Source organism: Psychrobacter sp. CX5, assembly GCF_057621535.2.
In genome coordinates, this window is the sequence record NZ_CM177735.1 from 1,745,036 (window position 1) to 1,764,366 (window position 19,331).

Consider the following 19,331-nt stretch of genomic DNA (forward strand, 5'->3'; position numbering starts at 1 on the left):
CACTTTATCGTTTATTTCTTAACGTTTGATTCTTATTGTTTATTTCGATTTTAGGTTATTAGGTTAGAGGTTGCTTCAGGTATCCCGTCAAAGGGATTGCCAAAAATTCTGAACAAAAGCGCCAAACTGTCCGTTTAACAAAGCGCTGTCACAAGACATTTAAAAACACTTTCATAGTACGTTTTTAATAGAGGGTGATGAAGCACTTCAGTACTTTAGTTATCTATATGATTTAACTAGTATTATTTTACATGAAAACAGTTACCACTATCAAAGAAAATAGGGGTCGCTATCACAGACTTCCTTAGCAAAGGCCTCAGTGTTAATGACCTCAGCAGCTAAAATCCACTCAACTAAAACCTAAGCAACTAAAACCTAAGCAACAATGACCCTAATATCAAAGACCCAAGCAACAAAAAACGCCAGCATTGGCTGACGTTTTTGTTGATGTTTACATGCTCTTTTGGGAGGCGTTTATAACATTTATTTAAATTTGACACAGCTCAGAGCGAACGATAAAGCGTTTGCCTTCTGGTATCTCAAGTGAAAAGCTGGAACCGCGTCCGTCAACCACATCGATAGTTAAATCTGTGTGTTGCCAGAGTGAATGCTGCGCTTTACCAATATAAAACGGACAGCCAGCAAGGCTGCCAATGAGCACATCCTGTCCGCCCACTTTAAATTCACCTAAGGGATAGCACATCGGTGAGCTGCCATCACAGCACCCACCCGATAGATGAAACATCAGGTCGCCATGTTTCGATGTCAGTAGGGCAATGAGCGCTTCAGTTGCCGGCGTGGCTGTGACTTCCATATCATGATTCCTTTGAGATATAGTCAAAGAAGTCTAAAATGGTTACGAGGCAACCGAGTGCAAGTACTACTAGAGTAGGCTTACCGAGGTTAACACTGTAACCGTTTAGTAGTTCACTGACTATACTTAGAAGAAGCCCATCGCTTTGGGACTGTAGGACACCAATAGGTTCTTCGTTTGTTGATAATGACTGAGCATCATTAAATGGTTTTCACGACCTATGCCAGACTGCTTATAGCCCCCAAACGCTGCATGGGCAGGGTAGAGGTGATAGCAGTTGGTCCAAACTCGACCGGCTTTAATGCCGCGTCCGAAGCGATACGCTTTATGTATATTTCGAGTCCATACACCAGCACCCAAGCCATATAAGGTGTCATTTGCAATACTCATGGCTTCCTCATCATCTTTAAAGGTCGTCACAGATAACACCGGACCAAAAATCTCTTCTTGGAAGATACGCATGTCATTTGTGCCTTTAAACATGGTGGGCTGCACATAATAACCGCCACCTAACTCGTCATCGCGTATGATTTTTTCGCCGCCAACTAAGACTTCTGCGCCTTCTTTTTTGCCAATATCAAGATAAGATAATATCTTTTCTAGCTGATCTGAGCTGGCTTGAGCGCCTACCATGGTGTCGGTATCTAGTGGATTGCCTAGCTTAATAGCTTTTACCCGCTCAATACATCGCTCGATAAATGTATCATAGATGCTCTCATGGATGATCGCGCGAGAAGGGCACGTACATACCTCTCCTTGGTTTAACGCGAACATTACCAAACCTTCTATCGCCTTATCCAAAAAGTCATCATCCTCATCCATCACATCCGCGAAGAAAATGTTAGGACTCTTACCCCCAAGCTCAAGAGTGACAGGAATGATATTTTCACTGGCATACTGCATGATTAAGCGGCCTGTGGTGGTTTCACCAGTGAATGCGACTTTATTTACTCGAGGATTGGTTGCCAATGGTTTACCCGCCTCAGCCCCAAACCCATTAACAATATTAAGCACACCTTTGGGCAGCATATCCATAATACCTGTCACTTCTAGTAAGTATAAAATGGAAGTTGGCGTTTGTTCAGCAGGCTTAAGGATGATGCAGTTGCCCGCCGCTAATGCAGGCGCAATCTTCCAAAATGCCATGAGAATAGGGAAGTTCCAAGGAATAATCTGCCCGACAACACCCAGAGGCTCATGGAAATGATAGGCCACTGTGTCATCATCAAGTTGGCTCAAGCTGCCTTCTTGAGCACGGATAGCACTCGCAAAATAGCGGAGTTGATCGACAGCCAACGGAATATCAGCAGCGAGTGTTTCGCGCACTGGCTTACCATTTTCATAGCATTCAGCAATGGCAATATTTTCTAAATTAGCTTCAATGGCGTCTGCCATTTTATTGATAAGTTGCGCGCGTTCCGCAACGCTGGTTTTACCCCACGCGTCTTTTGCAGCATGGGCGGCATCGAGAGCTTTTTCGATATCTTCTGCCGTAGAGCGAGCAACTTTGCTGATAATCTTGCCATCTATTGGGCTTGGATTATCAAAATACTCACCCTTAACAGGGGGCGTCCATTCACCACCGATTAAGTTGTCGTATTTATCCCGAAATTTGACAGGACTGTCCGCTGTATTTGGAAAACTGTATAACATGTTACACTCCTTGTTACATGGTTTACCCTTTTCTAAAACAACCTATCTTCGTCAAGCGCAGTCAAGCGTATTGTGAAGCTACTATTTGTAGCGTTTGCACTCACTTTCCTTGATAAGTTAATTTGTAGATTGGATAGTAGGTTTAAAATAAAAGGCGGATGCCTTTATCGTTTACTTGTAGATAAAGATTTTCTTGTAAATAAAGAAGTGATTAATGCTCTATCTATGTTTATGTAGATCTATGCACCACGCTTTAGTTGTTTAAACTAAAATGTTTAACGTTCCTTGTTTAACACTATTATGAAATTAAACGTTGTTTATACGTCTTTCGCAATGACTTTTTTCTAAAAATGGACTCCCTTGTTAAAATCGCTTTGAGTCGTTCAGTGTCTATATGTTCACTATAATAGACGTGTTTAGCTCAGGATAATAGTATTATTTATTAATATATGGAATAATTTGGAAAACTTAAAGTTATAAGTTTAAAAAAGCGCATATTTAAATGTTTTAACCGCCTAACTGATTTAATCCCAGCGCCAATACTAATCCAATGGCAGCACTGATACCTGACCAGTGGTTACTTTTCTTAAACGCCTCAGGGAATAGTTCTGTCGCCAATGATGCAATCACGGCACCTGCGGCAAAACAGTCTATTAAGCTTAATGTTGATTTTGGCACTTCGCGTAGTAGTAAGTTACCTGCCAGTGCAGCTATAGATAACAAAACAGCGGCACCAATCCAGGTAAGCATAATAGCCTTAGTACTACTGCCTTGATCCTTCATTTGTTTAGCGCCGCCCGCTGCCTCTGGTAAGTTGGAAAGCAAAATTGAACCAGCTAACGCCGCAACTTGCATAACATTACCCGAAATTAAGGATACTCCAAGGGCTAAGTTTTCTGGAACCCCATCCAACGTGACAGCCGCTAGCAATCCCATGCCACCCTGGTCTTTTAATCGAGTATCTATCCAGTAATCCACACTGGTAAACACCACGGCTCCAAGCATCGTAAAAACGGCGACTAACCAAAGTCCTGACTCTCCAACGGCAGGCTGCAGCATCTCTAGTGCGACCGATAGCATCAAAGCGCCGCCGGCCAACGCCAATAGATTACCTTGAACCCAATCAGGGAATTTCCCTTTAGCACCCCATAGCGCCCCGACAATTAAGGCGCCTGACACGACCAATATTACTAAGAAAACCATCATTAGTGGGTAAGTCCTTATCGTTAAAGTAAAGGTTCAGTCCTTCCTACATTAGCTAGTATTTTAGCGGTTTACCCTAAATGACTTTAAGTTAGATTGTGTAAAGGGATTCAAAAATTTAAATCATATAAAGAAGCGGAAAAACGAACCTACTCTTTATATTATAAAAAACGCCAGCGATGGCTGACGTTATAAGCGAATATCAATAAGAAGATCAATAAGAAGATCAATAAACGGTTAAAACTAACGTTTAAAATCAGAGCAGTGTCCTTGTTAATATGGGAATGCTTTAACCTCGAACTTCGCCATGACCATATACAATCCACTTTTGCGAAGTAAGACCATTGAGTCCTACAGGGCCACGGGCATGAATCTTGTCGGTTGAAATACCAATTTCTGCACCTAATCCATATTCAAAACCATCTGCAAAGCGACTAGAGGCGTTAATCATGACACTGGCTGAGTCTACTTCGCGGATAAAGCGCTGAGACTTGTTGTAATTGTTAGTAATAATGACATCGGTATGATGACTGCCGTGCGTATTAATATGAGCGATAGCTTCATCTAAGCCGTCAATCACTTTCACAGCTAATATAGGTGCCAAATACTCAGTATCCCAGTCCTCTTCATTGGCATCACTTAAGTGGCCTGCAAGCTTAGCGTTGTCATTTAATATGGCTTTAGCGGCAGTGTCTAAACGAAGCTGCATGGCATCATCCGCCTCAACAATCGCTTCGGCAATCTTAGGAAGTAGCTCATCGGCTACCGATTGATCAACCAATAAGGTTTCCATGGTATTGCAAGTTCCATAGCGGTGGGTTTTAGCATTCACGCTCACTTTAATGGCAATTTCGGGATCAGCATCACTGTCAATAAAGGTATGGCAATTCCCATCAAGATGTTTAATCACCGGCACTTTTGCGTCTTCACTTATACGCTTGATAAGACCTTTGCCGCCGCGTGGGACGATGACGTCTACAAAATCAGTCATCGTAATCAGCTCGCCCACTGCAGCACGGTCAGTCGTTTGTAGCACTTGTACACCGTATTCGGGAAGGCCTGCTTCTTTTAATCCCTCTAATATACATTTTGCAATGGCTTGATTTGACTCAAAAGCTTCTGAGCCACCCCGTAAGATTATCGCATTGCCTGACTTTAGCGCCAATGAAGCGGCTTCCAAAGTAACGTTAGGGCGTGATTCGTAAATCATACCCACCACACCTAAAGGCACCCGCATTTTACCTAGTTGGATACCTGAGGGACGAAAGGTCATATCCGTCACTTCACCAATAGGATCTGGTAAGGTCGCAACATCTTTAAGACCTTGTAACATCCCATCGAAACGCGCATCATTTAATTCTAAACGGTCAAGCAGAGCGGCATCTAAATTATTTTTATGACCGTTATCCATATCAATTTTATTGGCAGCTAGAATATCTGCTTTTGACTGTTCAAGCTTGTCATGGATGGTCAATAAAGCATTGTTTTTGACCCCTGTATTAGCGGCCGCCAAAAATCTAGACGCCTCTCTAGCCTGTTTGCCAACTTGTTGCATATACGCTTTAATGTCTTTAATTTCCTGCGTCATCTGGTATCTCCTAATGTGTATTTAGTCGGTCGATTTAATAAGTCAAATCAATCAATCAATTTAAAGAATAAGCTGATATTAAAGTAGGTTATACAGCCCCTAATAATTCGTTAATAACATAAAGCAGATGACGCCAATAGTAAAGCCGAATACGTGTCAGACTATGTAATGATATAAGATGATAAGGCGAAGAGATGACAAGTTATTAGGTTAAGATATCAATGAGGGAGATAAAGGATCTTTTACGTTACTCACAAATGCTCACAAAGCACTACGAAACTTAGATATTGTACAGTGCCATCAGACAGTAAAGTGTCATTAACAAAAGTGACATTAACAATTTTGAAAGCTGACAATTTTGAAAGCGGCTTGTGAGCAAGTTTTGATTAGTTAGTGAGTTTTATTGTGTATAGCTATGTATACTTTGCTAGCAAAGCGTTCGAAATAAACTTATGACTGTAAAACTTTAAATATCTAGTGTCGAGGTACTGTTATGAAAACAATTATGAAATCATTATTAACGCCATTGTTTGCCGTCAGTTTATTAGGTATGGGACTAACTGCTTGTGATAACTCAAAGCAGGAACCAACAGCGGTTGACGAATCTGCGGAGTCTGCACCCGTTGAAACTGAAACCAACGAAGCTAAGAGCATAGATACTGATATAACAGATGCTAATTCTGTTGATACAAGTCAATCGGATACTAACGATGCAAGTACGATAGGGGATGATCAAGTACTTGATGGGACTGAAAAAGAAGAGCACGTTTCTACTTACTGATCTACTTACTTATTCTGTTAATGTATCAAGCTGACATATTTATAGGACTTACGCAAATAAATGACTACCAGTCGCCATACGTTTTACAGATGCTGAAGTACGAATTGGGTAAGCGCTAATAAGCTTTTATTAGCCCCTCTAAAATTAAGTAAGCCTCCAATTTAGGGCATGTTATATAGCATGTTTTATAGCATAGTTTAGAATATAGTTTAGAGCATAGTTTTCTTGAATTGGAGCTTTAAAAGTTAAACTGTTATAGCCTTATGTGTCGTCAATTGTTTTATAATGACGATAGATAAGGCTTTTTTTTATTCATCAAAATAACGGTATAATCCCTCCTTAGAGATAAAGTACTTATAAAAGTACTTATAAAAGTACTTATAGAAGATTAAACGATGCGACTTACTTAGCATTTTGAATATTTTATCAATTAGAAGTCTCGTGAAAAACAAACGGTTTGAGATTAAAATTTGCTAATAGGGCAGGTTTTAAGCGACAATATATCTTGTTGGATCTTCTATTAAAAAACTAGCTATCTTAATATTGAACCCAACGGTTAACCCAACTTCTAACCTAGATTAAAACCCTAACCTTAAACCTGACGCTAACTCATTTCGGATGCACGCCACGCTTATGCCACACACTACTTCAGATCGACCTATTGCCCTTGATTTGCAAAATATTCATAAAAGTTACGGCTCGCTAGAAGTGTTAAAAGGAGTGTCATTGACTGCTTATGATGGCGATGTGATATCCATTTTGGGGTCATCCGGCTCCGGTAAATCGACCTTACTGCGCTGTATTAATTTACTTGAAAAGCCAAACCAAGGCACGATTACGTTAGGCGGTGAATCTTTAAAGCTAGTGCCTAGCAAGTCTGGGGAGTTACAAGCGGCTAATAGGGCTCAGTTAGAAAGTTTTCGCGCCCGTGTAGGCTTTGTTTTTCAAAATTTTAACTTATGGCCACACAAAACCATTTTAGAAAATATCATTGAAGGACCCACTCAAGTATTAAAATTGAGTAAAGATCAGGCCATTAGTGACGCTGAAGCCTTGCTTGAAAAAGTAGGGTTGTTTGATAAAAGAGAAGCCTATCCTGCTAATTTGTCGGGTGGTCAACGTCAGCGTGTGGCCATTGCCCGTGCACTGGCTATGAACCCTCAAGTCTTATTGTTTGACGAGCCGACTTCTGCCCTCGATCCAGAGCTGGTCAATGAAGTGCTGTCAGTTATGCGGGACTTGGCAGCGGAAGGTCGCACTATGCTGATAGTGACTCACGAAATGCGCTTTGCACGGGATGTATCTTCACAAGTGGTGTTTTTACATCAAGGTCGTATTGAAGAGGCCGGCACCCCTGACCAGATCTTTAATAATCCGACGTCGCCACGCGTTCGCGAATTTATGGCATCGCATCATGCAGATGCTAATAATAAACAGTAAATGGCTTAATAAAGGGTTTAGTTAATAAAGCTTTTAAGAATTAATTTAGTATTTTCAATTAAAATTTAGGCTATTTATCAGTACATCATAGTATAAAGGCAAAATCTCAAATAGTTTTATTTGTTTTTAAATAGTATTTGAGGTATTATTTTTTGTATCAATTTGCAAACTACTGTAACGCTATATGCCTATCCAATTTAAATATTGGACTTTAAAATTTTTAGTTTAGCTACTAAAAAATTGACACTTAATTTAAACTGATTTTGTATTTATATTTTCAAATAAAATATTAGTTATATCAATCATTAATGTTAATTATTAAGTCAGTACGGTATGCAAACTTTGATTTACGTTATTTCCTACACCCTTATATAAGTCATTTAAAGGCATAAATTTATTTTTAAGCTTAATTTTTTGAGCCCATTAGCTAAATTCGATAGCAAAGCTTATGATGAAAGTTTGATTTGGATTTGAAAGTTTTATTTTGATGTATATGACTTATATTTATACTTCCACTGCTTCTTATTCATTTTGAGAGATCGTTAAATGAACACTTCAAATACTGCATCTAAATCAACCTTAAGCAAGTTAGTAAGACCTATTGCTGCGGCAACCATGGCGCTTTCAATGACATTAATCATTGGCTGTAATGATAATAGCAAAACGGGTGAGTCAGATGCAGTGACTTCTGATTCAACACAATCTATAAAAATTGCCACTGAAGGCGCATACCCTCCATTTAATGCTGTTGATAATGAGGGTAATTTAATCGGTTTTGATGTGGACTTAGTCAATGCCCTTTGTGATGAGATGAAAGCTAAATGTGAAGTTGTTGCTCAGGATTGGGATGGTATAATTCCAGGGTTAAAGGCTGGCAAATATGACGCTATTATAGCAGGTATGTCGATTACTGAAGATCGGGCTGAACAAGTCGATTTTACCGATCCTTACTTTGAAAACTCTTTGGTATTTATCACGAAAAAAGACAGCAACATCAATCCAGATGATAGAAGTTCTCTTGAAGGCTTAACCATAGCGACACAACGTACTACAGTTGCTGCAGATTGGCTGAAAGAAAATGTACCGAACGCAGAAGCTGCGTTACATGAAACAATGACCAATGCCTTTTTAGACTTAGAAGCGGGTCGAGTCGATGCTATTTTATCAGATAAAGCACCCGCAGTTGACTGGCTGAGTAAGGGTAATACCGATTATACCCTTACAGGTACTGAAATCGATATTAATGATAATATAGGTATAGCAGTGCGTAAAGGTGATGATGACTTAAAAGGTAAATTCAATACTGCTCTCTCTACTTTAAAGGGAAATGGGACATATGACAACATTGTAGAAAAACACTTTGTCATTGAAGATAAATAATTATAAGACTGCGTTTGATTTAACGCATTTGATAGTTTTAATATGGGATACCAAACAACGTGTTGGATTTACAAGGTTTTGGTCATCTGTTAATTGGTGGTTCACTCGTTACCATTAAACTTGCTGTTTATAGTCTGTTAATTGGTTTAATACTTGGACTCCTTGGGGCAACTGCCAAATTATCAAAGGTATGGATTTTTCGTAAATTAGCTACAATTTATACGGCTACTATGCGAGGTATCCCAGAGCTACTATTAGTATTATTTATATACTATGGTGGCTCCTTAATCATAATGGCTATACTTAAACAGTTTGGCTATAACGACTATGTCGAGGTTAGCCCCTTTTTAGCTGGTGTTCTTGCCTTATCAATAGCTTTTGGCGCTTATGCGACAGAAGTTTTTCGTATGGCAATTTTAGAAATTCCTGATGGACAACGTGAGGCTGCAGAAGCCCTAGGTATGCGACCCCTGCAAATCTATTTTAGAATTATCATGCCTCAGGTTTGGACAGTTGCCCTTCCAGGGTTAGGCAATCTATTTTTAGTATTGTTGAAAGATACTGCCTTAGTTTCAGTAGTGGGTTTAAAAGATATTATGTATCAAGCCACCCGTGGTCAACAAGCGACTCAACAGCCTTTCACTTTTTATATGGCTGCTGCTATCATTTATTTAGGGCTGACGATACTTATAACAGGTATCGTGATGTGGTTAGAATGGCGGGCTAATCCAGCTGCACGCTATTCCAAAAAGCTGAATAAACAGTCTTCTTCCTTTCCTATTAATTTAACGAAACAGTAGGAGGCGAAATGGAGTGGAGCTGGAAGGTCATCTTTGAGTACTTTCCCGAATTATTGGCTGGCGTTATTCCAACGACTGAACTAGTAGTACTGTCTGGTTTTATTGGTCTGCTCTTAGGTTTGGGTATGGCATTAATGCGATTATCCAATAATATATTCTTGAAAGGGTTAGCATTTACCTATATTTTCTTCTTCCGTGGTACTCCCTTATTGGTACAGATTTTTCTGATTTACTTTGGATTATCGCAGTTTGAATTTTTTAGAAATTCATTCTTATGGGACCCTGTTTTTAGTAGTAAATTTTGGTGCGCCATTATTGCTTTCACTCTAAACACAAGTGCTTATATTGCAGAGATTATTCGCGGTGCAATTCAGTCGATACCGGAGGGCGAGCTTGAAGCAGCTGATGCTATTGGCATGTCAAAATTACAAAAATTGAAACGTATAACCTTGCCCCGAGCTTTTTCGATTATGCTTCCTGCTTATAGCAATGAAGTTATCTTTATGCTTAAAGGTAGTGCCTTAGCAATGACGATCGGAGTTGTCGAGATTATGAATGTTGCTAAAACGGTTGGTTCTCGGACCTATGCTACTATTGAAATGTTATTTGCCGCTGGAGTAATTTACTTAGTATTGACTTGGATTATATTACTTATATTCCGTTTGGTTGAAAAACGTATGAATCGACATACTAATTATGTGCCCCCTGATGTGGCGACGACAACGGTACCTTAATATTGAAACAGCCAGCATTTAATATATGCTGGCTGTTTTGTTTTTTATAGTCGTATTAAAATCATCACCCTAATTGTTGTCATTGAATGTGAGCGAAACTATGAGCCTAAATTATGAACACCCTATCAATGAAACGAAACTGAATGATGCCAGTGGCGGTGACATTAACATGGCAAAAAATATAGCCAGTGGCAAAGTAGTGTGCGTTGGGCGTAATTATGCGGCCCATGCTGCCGAGCTTGGTAATGCTATACCTGAACGGCCCATTCTATTTATCAAGCCTGCCTCTAGCATTATTCGCACTGATAGCCCTATTGCAAGTCACGTTCAAGATATTCCACGTGATAACGCATATGAAGTGCATTATGAGGCAGAGCTGTGCCTACGCTTAGGAGCTGATATCAAAGCAGCTTCTGTTGAACAAGTCAAAAATACAGTGGGACTTGTTAAAGAGGTAACAGTAGGACTGGACTTAACCCTACGTGATTTACAAACTGAGCTCAAACAAAAAGGCTATCCTTGGGAGCGTGCTAAGTGCTTTGACGGTGCTTGTGTATTATGCGACTGGGTCAGTGCTGAGTTCTGTGGTGACTTTAGCAGTGTGCATTATCAGTTATGGATTAATGAGACGTTGGCTCAAGATGGCGATACGGCGCTCATGCTATTTCCAGTGTATGAGTTGCTCAGTGAGATCAGTTATGCCTTTAGCTTACAAGCGGGGGATATTATCATGACGGGTACGCCTAGCGGTGTCGGTGTGTTACATGCTGGAGATAAGTTGGTATTAAAGTTAGGCGAGCATCAGTGGCAAGCTTCTGTGATCTAAGCCGTCAATCCATGCTTCTAATCTAAGCTGTCAATCCAGTCCTTAAACCCAAGCTATTAAACCAAGCTATTAGACCAAGCTATTAGACCAAGCTATTAAATCAAGACTTAGATCTCTAAAACGGTTATAAGTAATCCAAGCCGCCCCTCATTGATAATGAGCGGTGGCGTTTTTATGACCATTGTCACATTTATGTCATAAAATCTTAAGCGGGTTGTCATCTAAAGTGAGTAGTCTATGACATTATTCTAAAAAAGTATCTATTGTAAAAATTTATTAAATATTGATAAGTTGTGTTTCTAAAAATGACTTATAAATGGTTTGAAGCATAATTTTTACTCATTTAATACGATATTTAAGAAGATTTATTTAGTACGCAGAGTTGTGTAAACAACACAAAATATGCACCTTTCAAATTTTGAAACACTAAATTTAGCCATCTACTGTTAGCTTTTTTATCCCCCTAAGGAGTGACTTATGACATCTGTAGTAGCCAACAATAACAATAATGACAAGACTGATGAAGGTTTATTAAAGACCAAAGCCACCCGTCGAAGTGTTCTCACCTTTATGGCAGGTGTTCCCATGCTGCCACTAGCAGGCTGCTCAACAACGTCTACTAAGATGAATCAAGTTGGCAGTGCGCAGTCTATGACCCCTTTGACAAAAGCGGTCAAGAACGTCAAATTTATTGGTATGGAAGCGCCATCACTAGCAAATCCAGAGCAGATGGCAACGGTATATGTCAACTCAAAAATGCAGGCCACCTTTAATGATGGTAGTCAGCAACTATTCGATCTAGAGTACACCCCATTTTTTATTACAGGTGACATGGTGCCAGATGGCAAAGGCGGTACAACTCGTGCCGGTCAGCTTTATAATATCAATAACCAACCTTTGTATGATGCTTCAGCCGGTCAGCCTGTTCCATTTTACTCAAACTGCCCTGATGGCTCGTCGTTAATTACGGTTAAAGGTGCTAAAGTACCAGGCGTTCAAGGCAACCCAGTATTTGCAGTTGTACAGTTTGAATACGCCAGCATGGACCGCGCTGGCAGAGACACTTGGGGCCGTCTGCCTTCACCAATTGCCGTATTAACCTTAGATCAAAATCCAAGTACCGGTGAGCTTAAACTGGTTAAGTATCATAACGTCGATACCTCGCCTGTACATGGCTTATGGATTACTTGTGGCGCTTCTTTATCACCTTGGGGCACCCATTTATCGTCAGAAGAATATGAGCCAGACGCCCATAATCTAGCAAAAGAAGACGACGGTAAGTTTTTAGACTTTAGTAAAGCCTTGTTTGGCGACCAAAACAAAGCCAACCCTTATCACTATGGGCATATGCCAGAAGTATTTGTTAATCCAGATGGCACTGGCTTTGTCAAAAAACATTATAACCTAGGTCGTATTTCTCATGAATTAATCCAGATGATGCCAGATGAGCGTACGGCATTAATGGGTGATGATACGACTAATGGTGGTTTATTTATGTTTGTTGCGGATAAGCCACGTGACTTATCTGCCGGTAACTTATATGTCGCTAAGTTTAATCAGACCTCACCAAAAGGCGTAGGTACAGGTGAGTTCACTACCCAGTGGATTCATTTAGGTCATGCCACCAGCGCTGAGATTGAAGCAATGGCGAATACCTTCAAGCCTGACGACATCATGACAGTAAAATATGAAGATCCCAATGATGCCAGCTTCACCAAGATTTTCTACAATGGTAAGCCAAACTGGGTAAAACTCAATCAAAACAACCAACATGTCGAAAAAGCTGCGGCATTCTTAGAAACTCATCGTTATGCCGCTCTTAAAGGCGCCTCGATGGCGTTCACTAAGATGGAAGGAACGACCGTTAATGCTAAAGATAAAGTCGCTTATTCTGCGATGTCACGTATCGAGAAGTCGATGGTAGATCCTGCTAAATATGGTGACTATGGTGTTCATGTGGCACAAAATAAATCAGGGGCGGTCTATGCGCATCAATTAAGAGGCGGTCAAAAGGCCATCAATAATAACAGCATGATTAATTCTGAGTGGGTCCCTGTCAGTATGTCAGTACCTATGAATTTGGCAGGCGAAGATATTGCTGAAGATGCGTTAGGTAATAAATCACATCCAGACAAAATCTCATGCCCAGATAACATCAAGTATTCTGAAAAAATGCGTACGTTGTTCATTGGTGAAGACTCTGGTACTCACGTGAATAACTTCTTATGGGCCTACAACGTTGATACCCATGAACTAAGCCGTATTCTATCAACGCCAGCTGGTGCGGAATCGACTGGTCTTCACGCTATCGATGAAGTCAATGGATATAATTACATCATGAGTAACTTCCAGCATCCCGGTGAAAACTTGGAAAAAAATACCAAGGTTGCTCCCTATGTCATGCCGTTGGTTAAACGTAATTACAAAGACAACTATGGTGCTGCCGTTGGTTATTTGGGATTACGTGTTGATAACGCTTAATAAGTTTGGTTATCTTTAACCAAATAGTATCAACAATCAAATAGCATTTTTCAGTTAAAAGGAACCTCAAATGAACATTTGGGGTTCCTTTTTTATGAGTGTTATATGCGAGTTTTAAAATTACTTTATGCGAGTGTATGTCTGAAAAGATAATATGAGTAACATAAAGATACTATGAATAATAAGTTTATAATTTAAAAAGATAGTATATTCAATGATTAAAATATAATATAAATACTGTGTCTTAAAGACAACTCATAAAATACTAAATAAAATAAAACTATGACCAATCAATCTATGTCTCAATCAATCTCCCCGCATGACTATCGATTATATGAAAAATGCGATCTTATTACCCCAAGTAGCCCTGTTTATCTCGATGAGCTACCTGAAAAGCTTGATAATTTGGATAAGCTCGATATTAGTGAAATCACGAAACTGGCGTCTACTCACTGTTTTTCAACGATTGAGCAAGAGCCGTTATCCTTAAGTGATTTCTTTGAAGGTTTAGCGCAGCTGACCACAACCGGTGTCGTTGAAATAACTGAGATTGTGGAGGCCATTCATGCCGAGATAATTCTTAGACCTTTAGGTTTGTTTAATGAATTTCATCTCAACCGCTGGCAGCAAGGCTTTATCAGGCAGATGTACAATATGGTTCGCTTTAGTATGAACCATGTTGGACAGGGGATCACTCAGACCAGCGTTAACTTTTACCGTAATAACTTATCCCCGCGTGGTAAAAGACCGTTACCTGATAAGCTTAAGCAGTTGGCAAATGTGATGAATGGTATGATGGGCGATCATTTGGTGAGCCGGCATAACCCTTTAGCGGTTCCGATGATTTTGTATGATAGATATGGGCAACCTCAGCGTAACGAAGTATTTGGGCGGGTGGTCATCCTTTGTCATGGTTTGTGTCTGAGCTATCTGAGTTGGAATCCTTGTGAAGAGGACTGCTTAGGTGAGGCAATAGCGCTGGAGTCTACCAAGCTGACGGTTTTGTATTTAGATTATAATACGGGCAGACGCATCTCTCAAAATGGGCAGTGTTTTGCACAACTGCTACAAGATCTGGTCGATAAAAATCCTGACATCACTCAGATTGACCTAGTTGGCTATAGTATGGGAGGATTGGTCTCGCGTAGCGCATTATTTTATGGTGAGAATCAGGGGTTAAGTTGGGTAGATCGAGTGGGTAATTTGTTGACACTCGGGACACCGCATCAGGGCGCTGGACTTGAACGTATTAGCTACCATGTGTTAGATATTATCGGAGATGTGCCCTTTGCAGGTTCTCTATCCAAAATGGGAGATGTCCGTAGTGCCGGTATTATCGACCTGCGTCACGGCAGCACGCGGGAGGAGGACTGGAAATACTTGGAAAACCGCGATGTATTGCCAGAAGAGTTTCGTCATCCTGCTAAGCTACCTAGCCACATCAATACTTTTTGTATAGCAGCATCAATCGCCGAAGGGATATATGACTCAAAAGCCAGTAACATAGTAGGGGATGGGTTAGTGACAATCGAATCTGCACTAGGAGAAAAAGCAGGAGAACATAACCTACAAGTACCTGAAGGTCATAAAGCAGTATTTTATGGGGTGAATCACTTTAATTTACAGTATGACAAACGCGTTCATGAACAGATTGTATACTGGTTAATGGATAATGGTAAAACTGATTTGTCATTGGCGCTGCGTACCCAGTCATTTCCTGATAACGATTTGGAAGTGGTGGTTTAAAACAATAGCGTTCAAAACAATAGCAGTCTAATATAATTGAGAAACGGGGTGTCGTTAAGACACCCCGTTTCTATTAGTAAACTGATAGTAATGGGTTAATTAATCAAAAATCATTGAATAGTTATTTGAATATTTGTTCAATATCGGCTTTATTAAACGTATAAACCGAGCCACAAAATCCACAGTCCATATCAAATGTTCCACCTTGCTCATCAATAATGTCTAAGGCTTCTGTTTCACCAATTTGGCCGATAGCGGCCTCACATTTTTCACGAGAACAGGTACACCCAAACTCAAGAGTGACGGGATGTGGAGCGACTACTCTTTCTTCATTATATAAGCGGTAAATAATTTCATTGGCGTCAAGGGTAGTCAGCTCATCAAACTTAACCGTACGCGTTAATAGTGTTAAACGGGTCCATAAATCATCATCAATACCCGCACTTTCATTTTGCTCAATCTCATAACTTTCCTGAGCAGTACGGGGTAGCATTTGCACTAAAATACCGCCTGCTTGCAAGCCATCACACGCCAAATTTATCAAAGTCGGTATCTGAGCAGACTGTAATTGATAATGTGCCAAACACTCTGCTAGATTATCATGGCTACGTTCGACAATACCTTGATACGCCTCACCATTATGGGGCTGAATGTTTATAAACATCACCCCTTTTCCCACAGCGCCTAGCTCTGCGAAAGCGTCGTTGGCAGTGGTTTTATTTGCCCAACGTTGTTGCTGCTCAGCTGTGTCATGTTTCCAGCTAGCAAGGGCACGGATAATACCTGACTGGTCACACTCAGCCATCGCCCAATTTAAAAGACTGGTCTCATCTGAGGACTGCAACTGAATAGATAAAGTCCCCTCAATTTTAAGGGTACCAATTAATAAGCTTGCGGCGGTAAGCATCTCGCCTAGCAAGCGTTTGATAGATTCTGGATAGTCCTTTTGGGAAGTAATCATGGCATAGGTTTGCTTTAAGCGCACCACATCACCACGAACAGGTGAGTCTTGGATAAAGAAACGTTGGCGTAAGTCTGTCAGTTCGGTCATAGCGTGTCTCAATAGGTTATTTGGCACTGTCGTTTCCTCATTCGTTATGCTTAAAAGCTCATTATTTATGAATAATAACTAAGTATTGCTAATAACAAACAAAGTTTTGTGTACAACGACCAAATATGAAGGGTTAGCGGGTCAAGCGATCAGTGCTAAATATGTGAGTTTGAAGTGTATTTTATAATGGGGATGATTGTCAGTTTATCAATATTAAAAAGGCGAGGGAAGGTTAGAATAAGGCAAGAGAAAGAAAGTTTTAAGCTTAATCTTACTAGCGTTTTTTTTAATAATTTTGAATATAATGATAAATTTAGGGTTCATTGTTAGGTCTGTCTAGTGAAAACTCATAGGATATGTGTCATTGGTTGACAGTGCTTAGGATAACGTTTTACTATTACTACAGTAAACAACTGTATTCTCAAGGATTAAGTGTATGTTTTCGAGATAACCTTTTGTTTTAAAATAATTTATTTTCAAAGCTATGTTTTTTAATAAATTTAAATTAGTACTTATGAAAATAACCGTATTTAAACGCTTTTTATTTTCAACAGACTCTATTAAAACCTAGTGATATTACAAGCGATTTATTTAATATATTTCTACAGGGATTTAGGTAAATTAGTGCAGCTTTATTTGATTTGTCTTAAAGTTCTTTAAATTAAGATTCTTTAAATTAGGACTCTTTAAAATAGACCATAGCTGCGCACGTCATACAATCAACACAACACACAACAACGAAAGGATTCGTTATGGTTCGTTCTACCAGCTCTTCAAACAGTGTTTCATCCCACGCTTCATCTTCCTCCAAAAATATTGATATTGAAGCGATACAAGGCGTTAGTATGGGTGAAAAATCAGCCAATGCGCCACTTAAGTCCAGTCATGATCGTGGTCCTGAGGTACCCTTAATTGAGGCCACGATTGGTGACTTTTTTGATGCCATAGTCGATAAATATCCCGATAAAGAAGCATTAGTGGTATGTCATCAAGGCATCCGCTGGACTTATCGTGAGCTGCAACAAAAAGTAAATCAATTGGCCAGTGCCATGATTGAGATGGGGCTTGAGGTCGGTGATCGTGTGGGTATTTGGTCGCACAATAATGCAGAATGGCTATTGATGCAATTGGCCACCGCCAAAGCTGGGGTTATTTTGGTAAATATTAACCCAGCCTATCGCAGCTTTGAGCTACAGTATGCATTGAATAAATTAGGCTGTTCTGCTTTGGTACTGATGCGCGTCTTTAAGACCAGTGATTATGCCAATATTGTTCGCGAATTATGCCCAGAGATTTACCATAAGAACTATACTCAGCTTGATTTGGTCGAAATTCCTACCGTAGAGCGTATTATCTGGATTGATGAGCCTGACACCGATGAAACGTTCGGCTTTATGCAGAAGTTTTCAGAATGGATGGCAGAAGGCGATGCCAATGATCCCAGAGTCGCTGAGCGCCAGTCGCAACTAAAAAACACAGACCCTATCAATGTTCAGTTCACCAGTGGCACGACAGGGACGCCAAAAGGCGCTACATTAACCCATCGAAATATTTTAAATAACGGTTATTTTATCGGCGAGGCAATGGATCTAAGCTCTGAGGATCGGTTATGTATCCCAGTGCCACTGTACCATTGCTTTGGCATGGTGCTTGGTAATTTGGCAATACTCACGCATGGCGGCTGTATTGTCTATCCAAATGATGGTTTTGAGCCATTAAGTGTGTTACAAGCCGTTCAAGATGAGAAGTGTACCGCGTTGCATGGTGTCCCAACCATGTTTATTGCTGAGTTAGATCACCCAGAATTTAATACATTCGATTTGTCTACACTACGTACTGGTATTATGGCAGGCTCAAGCTGTCCTATTGAGGTGATGCGCCGTGTGATAGATGAGATGCACATGGATGAGGTTACCATAGCCTACGGTATGACTGAGACTAGCCCAGTATCTTGCCAGACGAATAAGCATACGCCTTTAGAAAAGCAAGTCTCAACTGTCGGATTGGTGCAGCCCAACTTAGAAGTGAAAATCGTTGATACTGAAACGGGTGAGATAGTGCCTATCGGAGAAACGGGGGAGCTATTAACCCGAGGTTATTCGGTGATGAAAGGCTATTGGGGCAGTCGCTTTAAAACTCGTGAAGCTATTCAGGACGGGTGGATGCATACAGGGGATTTAGCGACCATGGATGAAGAGGGTTATATAAAGATCGTTGGGCGTAGTAAAGATATGGTCATTCGTGGCGGAGAGAATATTTATCCGGTTGAGATTGAAAACTATCTGTATCGTCATCCGAAAATCAGTGATGTGCAGATCGTTGGGGTACCTGACAAGAAGTACGGCGAGGTCTTAGCTGCTTGGATTATACCTAAGAAAAACGTCGAGCTTACAGAAGAAGAGGTCAGACAGTTCTGTAAAAATCATATCGCCCATTATAAAATTCCTCAGTATTACCGCTTCGTAGAAGAGTATCCTATGACCATTACCGGCAAAATTCAGAAGTATAAAATTGTCGAGATGATGATTGAAGAGTTGGGCTTATAACGAGGCACCCAATAATCCTATAATTAAATGAATGATTTATTTGGTTTTATTGTATAAAATCATTTATAAAATATAGTTTATTGATTAGTGAGTTTTTATAAATAAAGGCATTATTAGGGTCTGTTGCACATTCAATATTAGGCAACATTAGGATAGGATTGAGTGCGTCATAGACCCTAATTAAAAGCCGACTATTAGAAACTACAATTGAAACCGACTACTAAATGCTTAGATTAAAGCTGTCAATTAAAGCCACAGAATCTCAAAAACGCAAAATATTTAAAATGC

General features: G+C 40.1%; 14 protein-coding genes. 9 read left to right on the forward strand and 5 right to left on the reverse strand.

Translation table 11 applies throughout. The features are described from left to right. Nucleotides 1-487 precede the first annotated feature (487 nt). The 4 genes from AC21OG_RS06790 to AC21OG_RS06805 form a co-directional block, all read right to left on the reverse strand. Nucleotides 488-814, reverse strand: coding sequence for a DUF779 domain-containing protein (locus AC21OG_RS06790; protein ID WP_487377972.1), 327 nt, complete (start codon nucleotides 812-814; stop codon nucleotides 488-490). A 126-nt stretch (nucleotides 815-940) separates the two neighbouring features. Continuing rightward, on the reverse strand, nucleotides 941-2,467 hold the full coding sequence (gene exaC / locus AC21OG_RS06795) for an acetaldehyde dehydrogenase ExaC (RefSeq protein ID WP_487377971.1): 1,527 nt from the start codon (nucleotides 2,465-2,467) through the stop codon (nucleotides 941-943). Between the two features lie 507 nt (nucleotides 2,468-2,974). Then, nucleotides 2,975-3,673 carry a ZIP family metal transporter gene (locus AC21OG_RS06800; protein WP_487377970.1) on the reverse strand — a complete coding sequence of 233 codons (699 nt, stop codon included), beginning with the start codon at nucleotides 3,671-3,673 and terminating at the stop codon, nucleotides 2,975-2,977. A 286-nt stretch (nucleotides 3,674-3,959) separates the two neighbouring features. Next, entirely contained in the window at nucleotides 3,960-5,258 is a 1,299-nt protein-coding gene (locus tag AC21OG_RS06805; RefSeq protein WP_487377969.1) for a glutamate-5-semialdehyde dehydrogenase, read from the reverse strand. 505 nt (nucleotides 5,259-5,763) lie between these two features. On the opposite strand from AC21OG_RS06805, the gene AC21OG_RS06810 reads away from it, so the two are divergent. The 8 genes from AC21OG_RS06810 to AC21OG_RS06845 all read left to right on the forward strand — a co-directional run bounded on the left by AC21OG_RS06810 (nucleotide 5,764) and on the right by AC21OG_RS06845 (nucleotide 15,446). Further along, the gene (locus AC21OG_RS06810; RefSeq protein ID WP_491185028.1) at nucleotides 5,764-6,039 is read left to right on the forward strand and encodes a hypothetical protein; all 276 of its coding nucleotides are present in this window, start codon (nucleotides 5,764-5,766) and stop codon (nucleotides 6,037-6,039) included. A 633-nt stretch (nucleotides 6,040-6,672) separates the two neighbouring features. Then, the gene (locus AC21OG_RS06815) at nucleotides 6,673-7,479 is read left to right on the forward strand and encodes an ABC transporter ATP-binding protein (RefSeq protein ID WP_486547563.1); all 807 of its coding nucleotides are present in this window, start codon (nucleotides 6,673-6,675) and stop codon (nucleotides 7,477-7,479) included. 546 nt (nucleotides 7,480-8,025) lie between these two features. After that, nucleotides 8,026-8,859, forward strand: coding sequence for a transporter substrate-binding domain-containing protein (locus tag AC21OG_RS06820; RefSeq protein ID WP_486547562.1), 834 nt, complete (start codon nucleotides 8,026-8,028; stop codon nucleotides 8,857-8,859). A 59-nt stretch (nucleotides 8,860-8,918) separates the two neighbouring features. Then, nucleotides 8,919-9,659, forward strand: coding sequence for an ABC transporter permease (locus tag AC21OG_RS06825; RefSeq protein WP_487377967.1), 741 nt, complete (start codon nucleotides 8,919-8,921; stop codon nucleotides 9,657-9,659). Nucleotides 9,660-9,667: 8 nt separating this feature from the next. Beyond that, nucleotides 9,668-10,393, forward strand: coding sequence for an ABC transporter permease (locus AC21OG_RS06830; RefSeq protein ID WP_487377966.1), 726 nt, complete (start codon nucleotides 9,668-9,670; stop codon nucleotides 10,391-10,393). A gap of 169 nt (nucleotides 10,394-10,562) precedes the next feature. Then, nucleotides 10,563-11,219 (forward strand): fumarylacetoacetate hydrolase family protein, encoded by a 657-nt coding sequence (locus tag AC21OG_RS06835; protein ID WP_487378037.1) that lies wholly within the window; start codon nucleotides 10,563-10,565, stop codon nucleotides 11,217-11,219. Nucleotides 11,220-11,789: 570 nt separating this feature from the next. Then, nucleotides 11,790-13,700, forward strand: coding sequence for a PhoX family protein (locus tag AC21OG_RS06840; RefSeq protein WP_487378036.1), 1,911 nt, complete (start codon nucleotides 11,790-11,792; stop codon nucleotides 13,698-13,700). Nucleotides 13,701-13,997: 297 nt separating this feature from the next. Next, the gene (locus tag AC21OG_RS06845) at nucleotides 13,998-15,446 is read left to right on the forward strand and encodes a PGAP1-like alpha/beta domain-containing protein (protein WP_491185029.1); all 1,449 of its coding nucleotides are present in this window, start codon (nucleotides 13,998-14,000) and stop codon (nucleotides 15,444-15,446) included. A 121-nt stretch (nucleotides 15,447-15,567) separates the two neighbouring features. Here AC21OG_RS06845 and hslO read toward each other — a convergent pair whose 3' ends face one another. After that, the gene (gene hslO / locus AC21OG_RS06850; protein ID WP_487377964.1) at nucleotides 15,568-16,497 is read right to left on the reverse strand and encodes an Hsp33 family molecular chaperone HslO; all 930 of its coding nucleotides are present in this window, start codon (nucleotides 16,495-16,497) and stop codon (nucleotides 15,568-15,570) included. 845 nt (nucleotides 16,498-17,342) lie between these two features. On the opposite strand from hslO, the gene AC21OG_RS06855 reads away from it, so the two are divergent. Next, complete coding sequence (locus tag AC21OG_RS06855) at nucleotides 17,343-19,043, forward strand: AMP-binding protein (protein WP_487378035.1); 1,701 nt, start codon at nucleotides 17,343-17,345, stop codon at nucleotides 19,041-19,043. Nucleotides 19,044-19,331 lie beyond the last annotated feature (288 nt).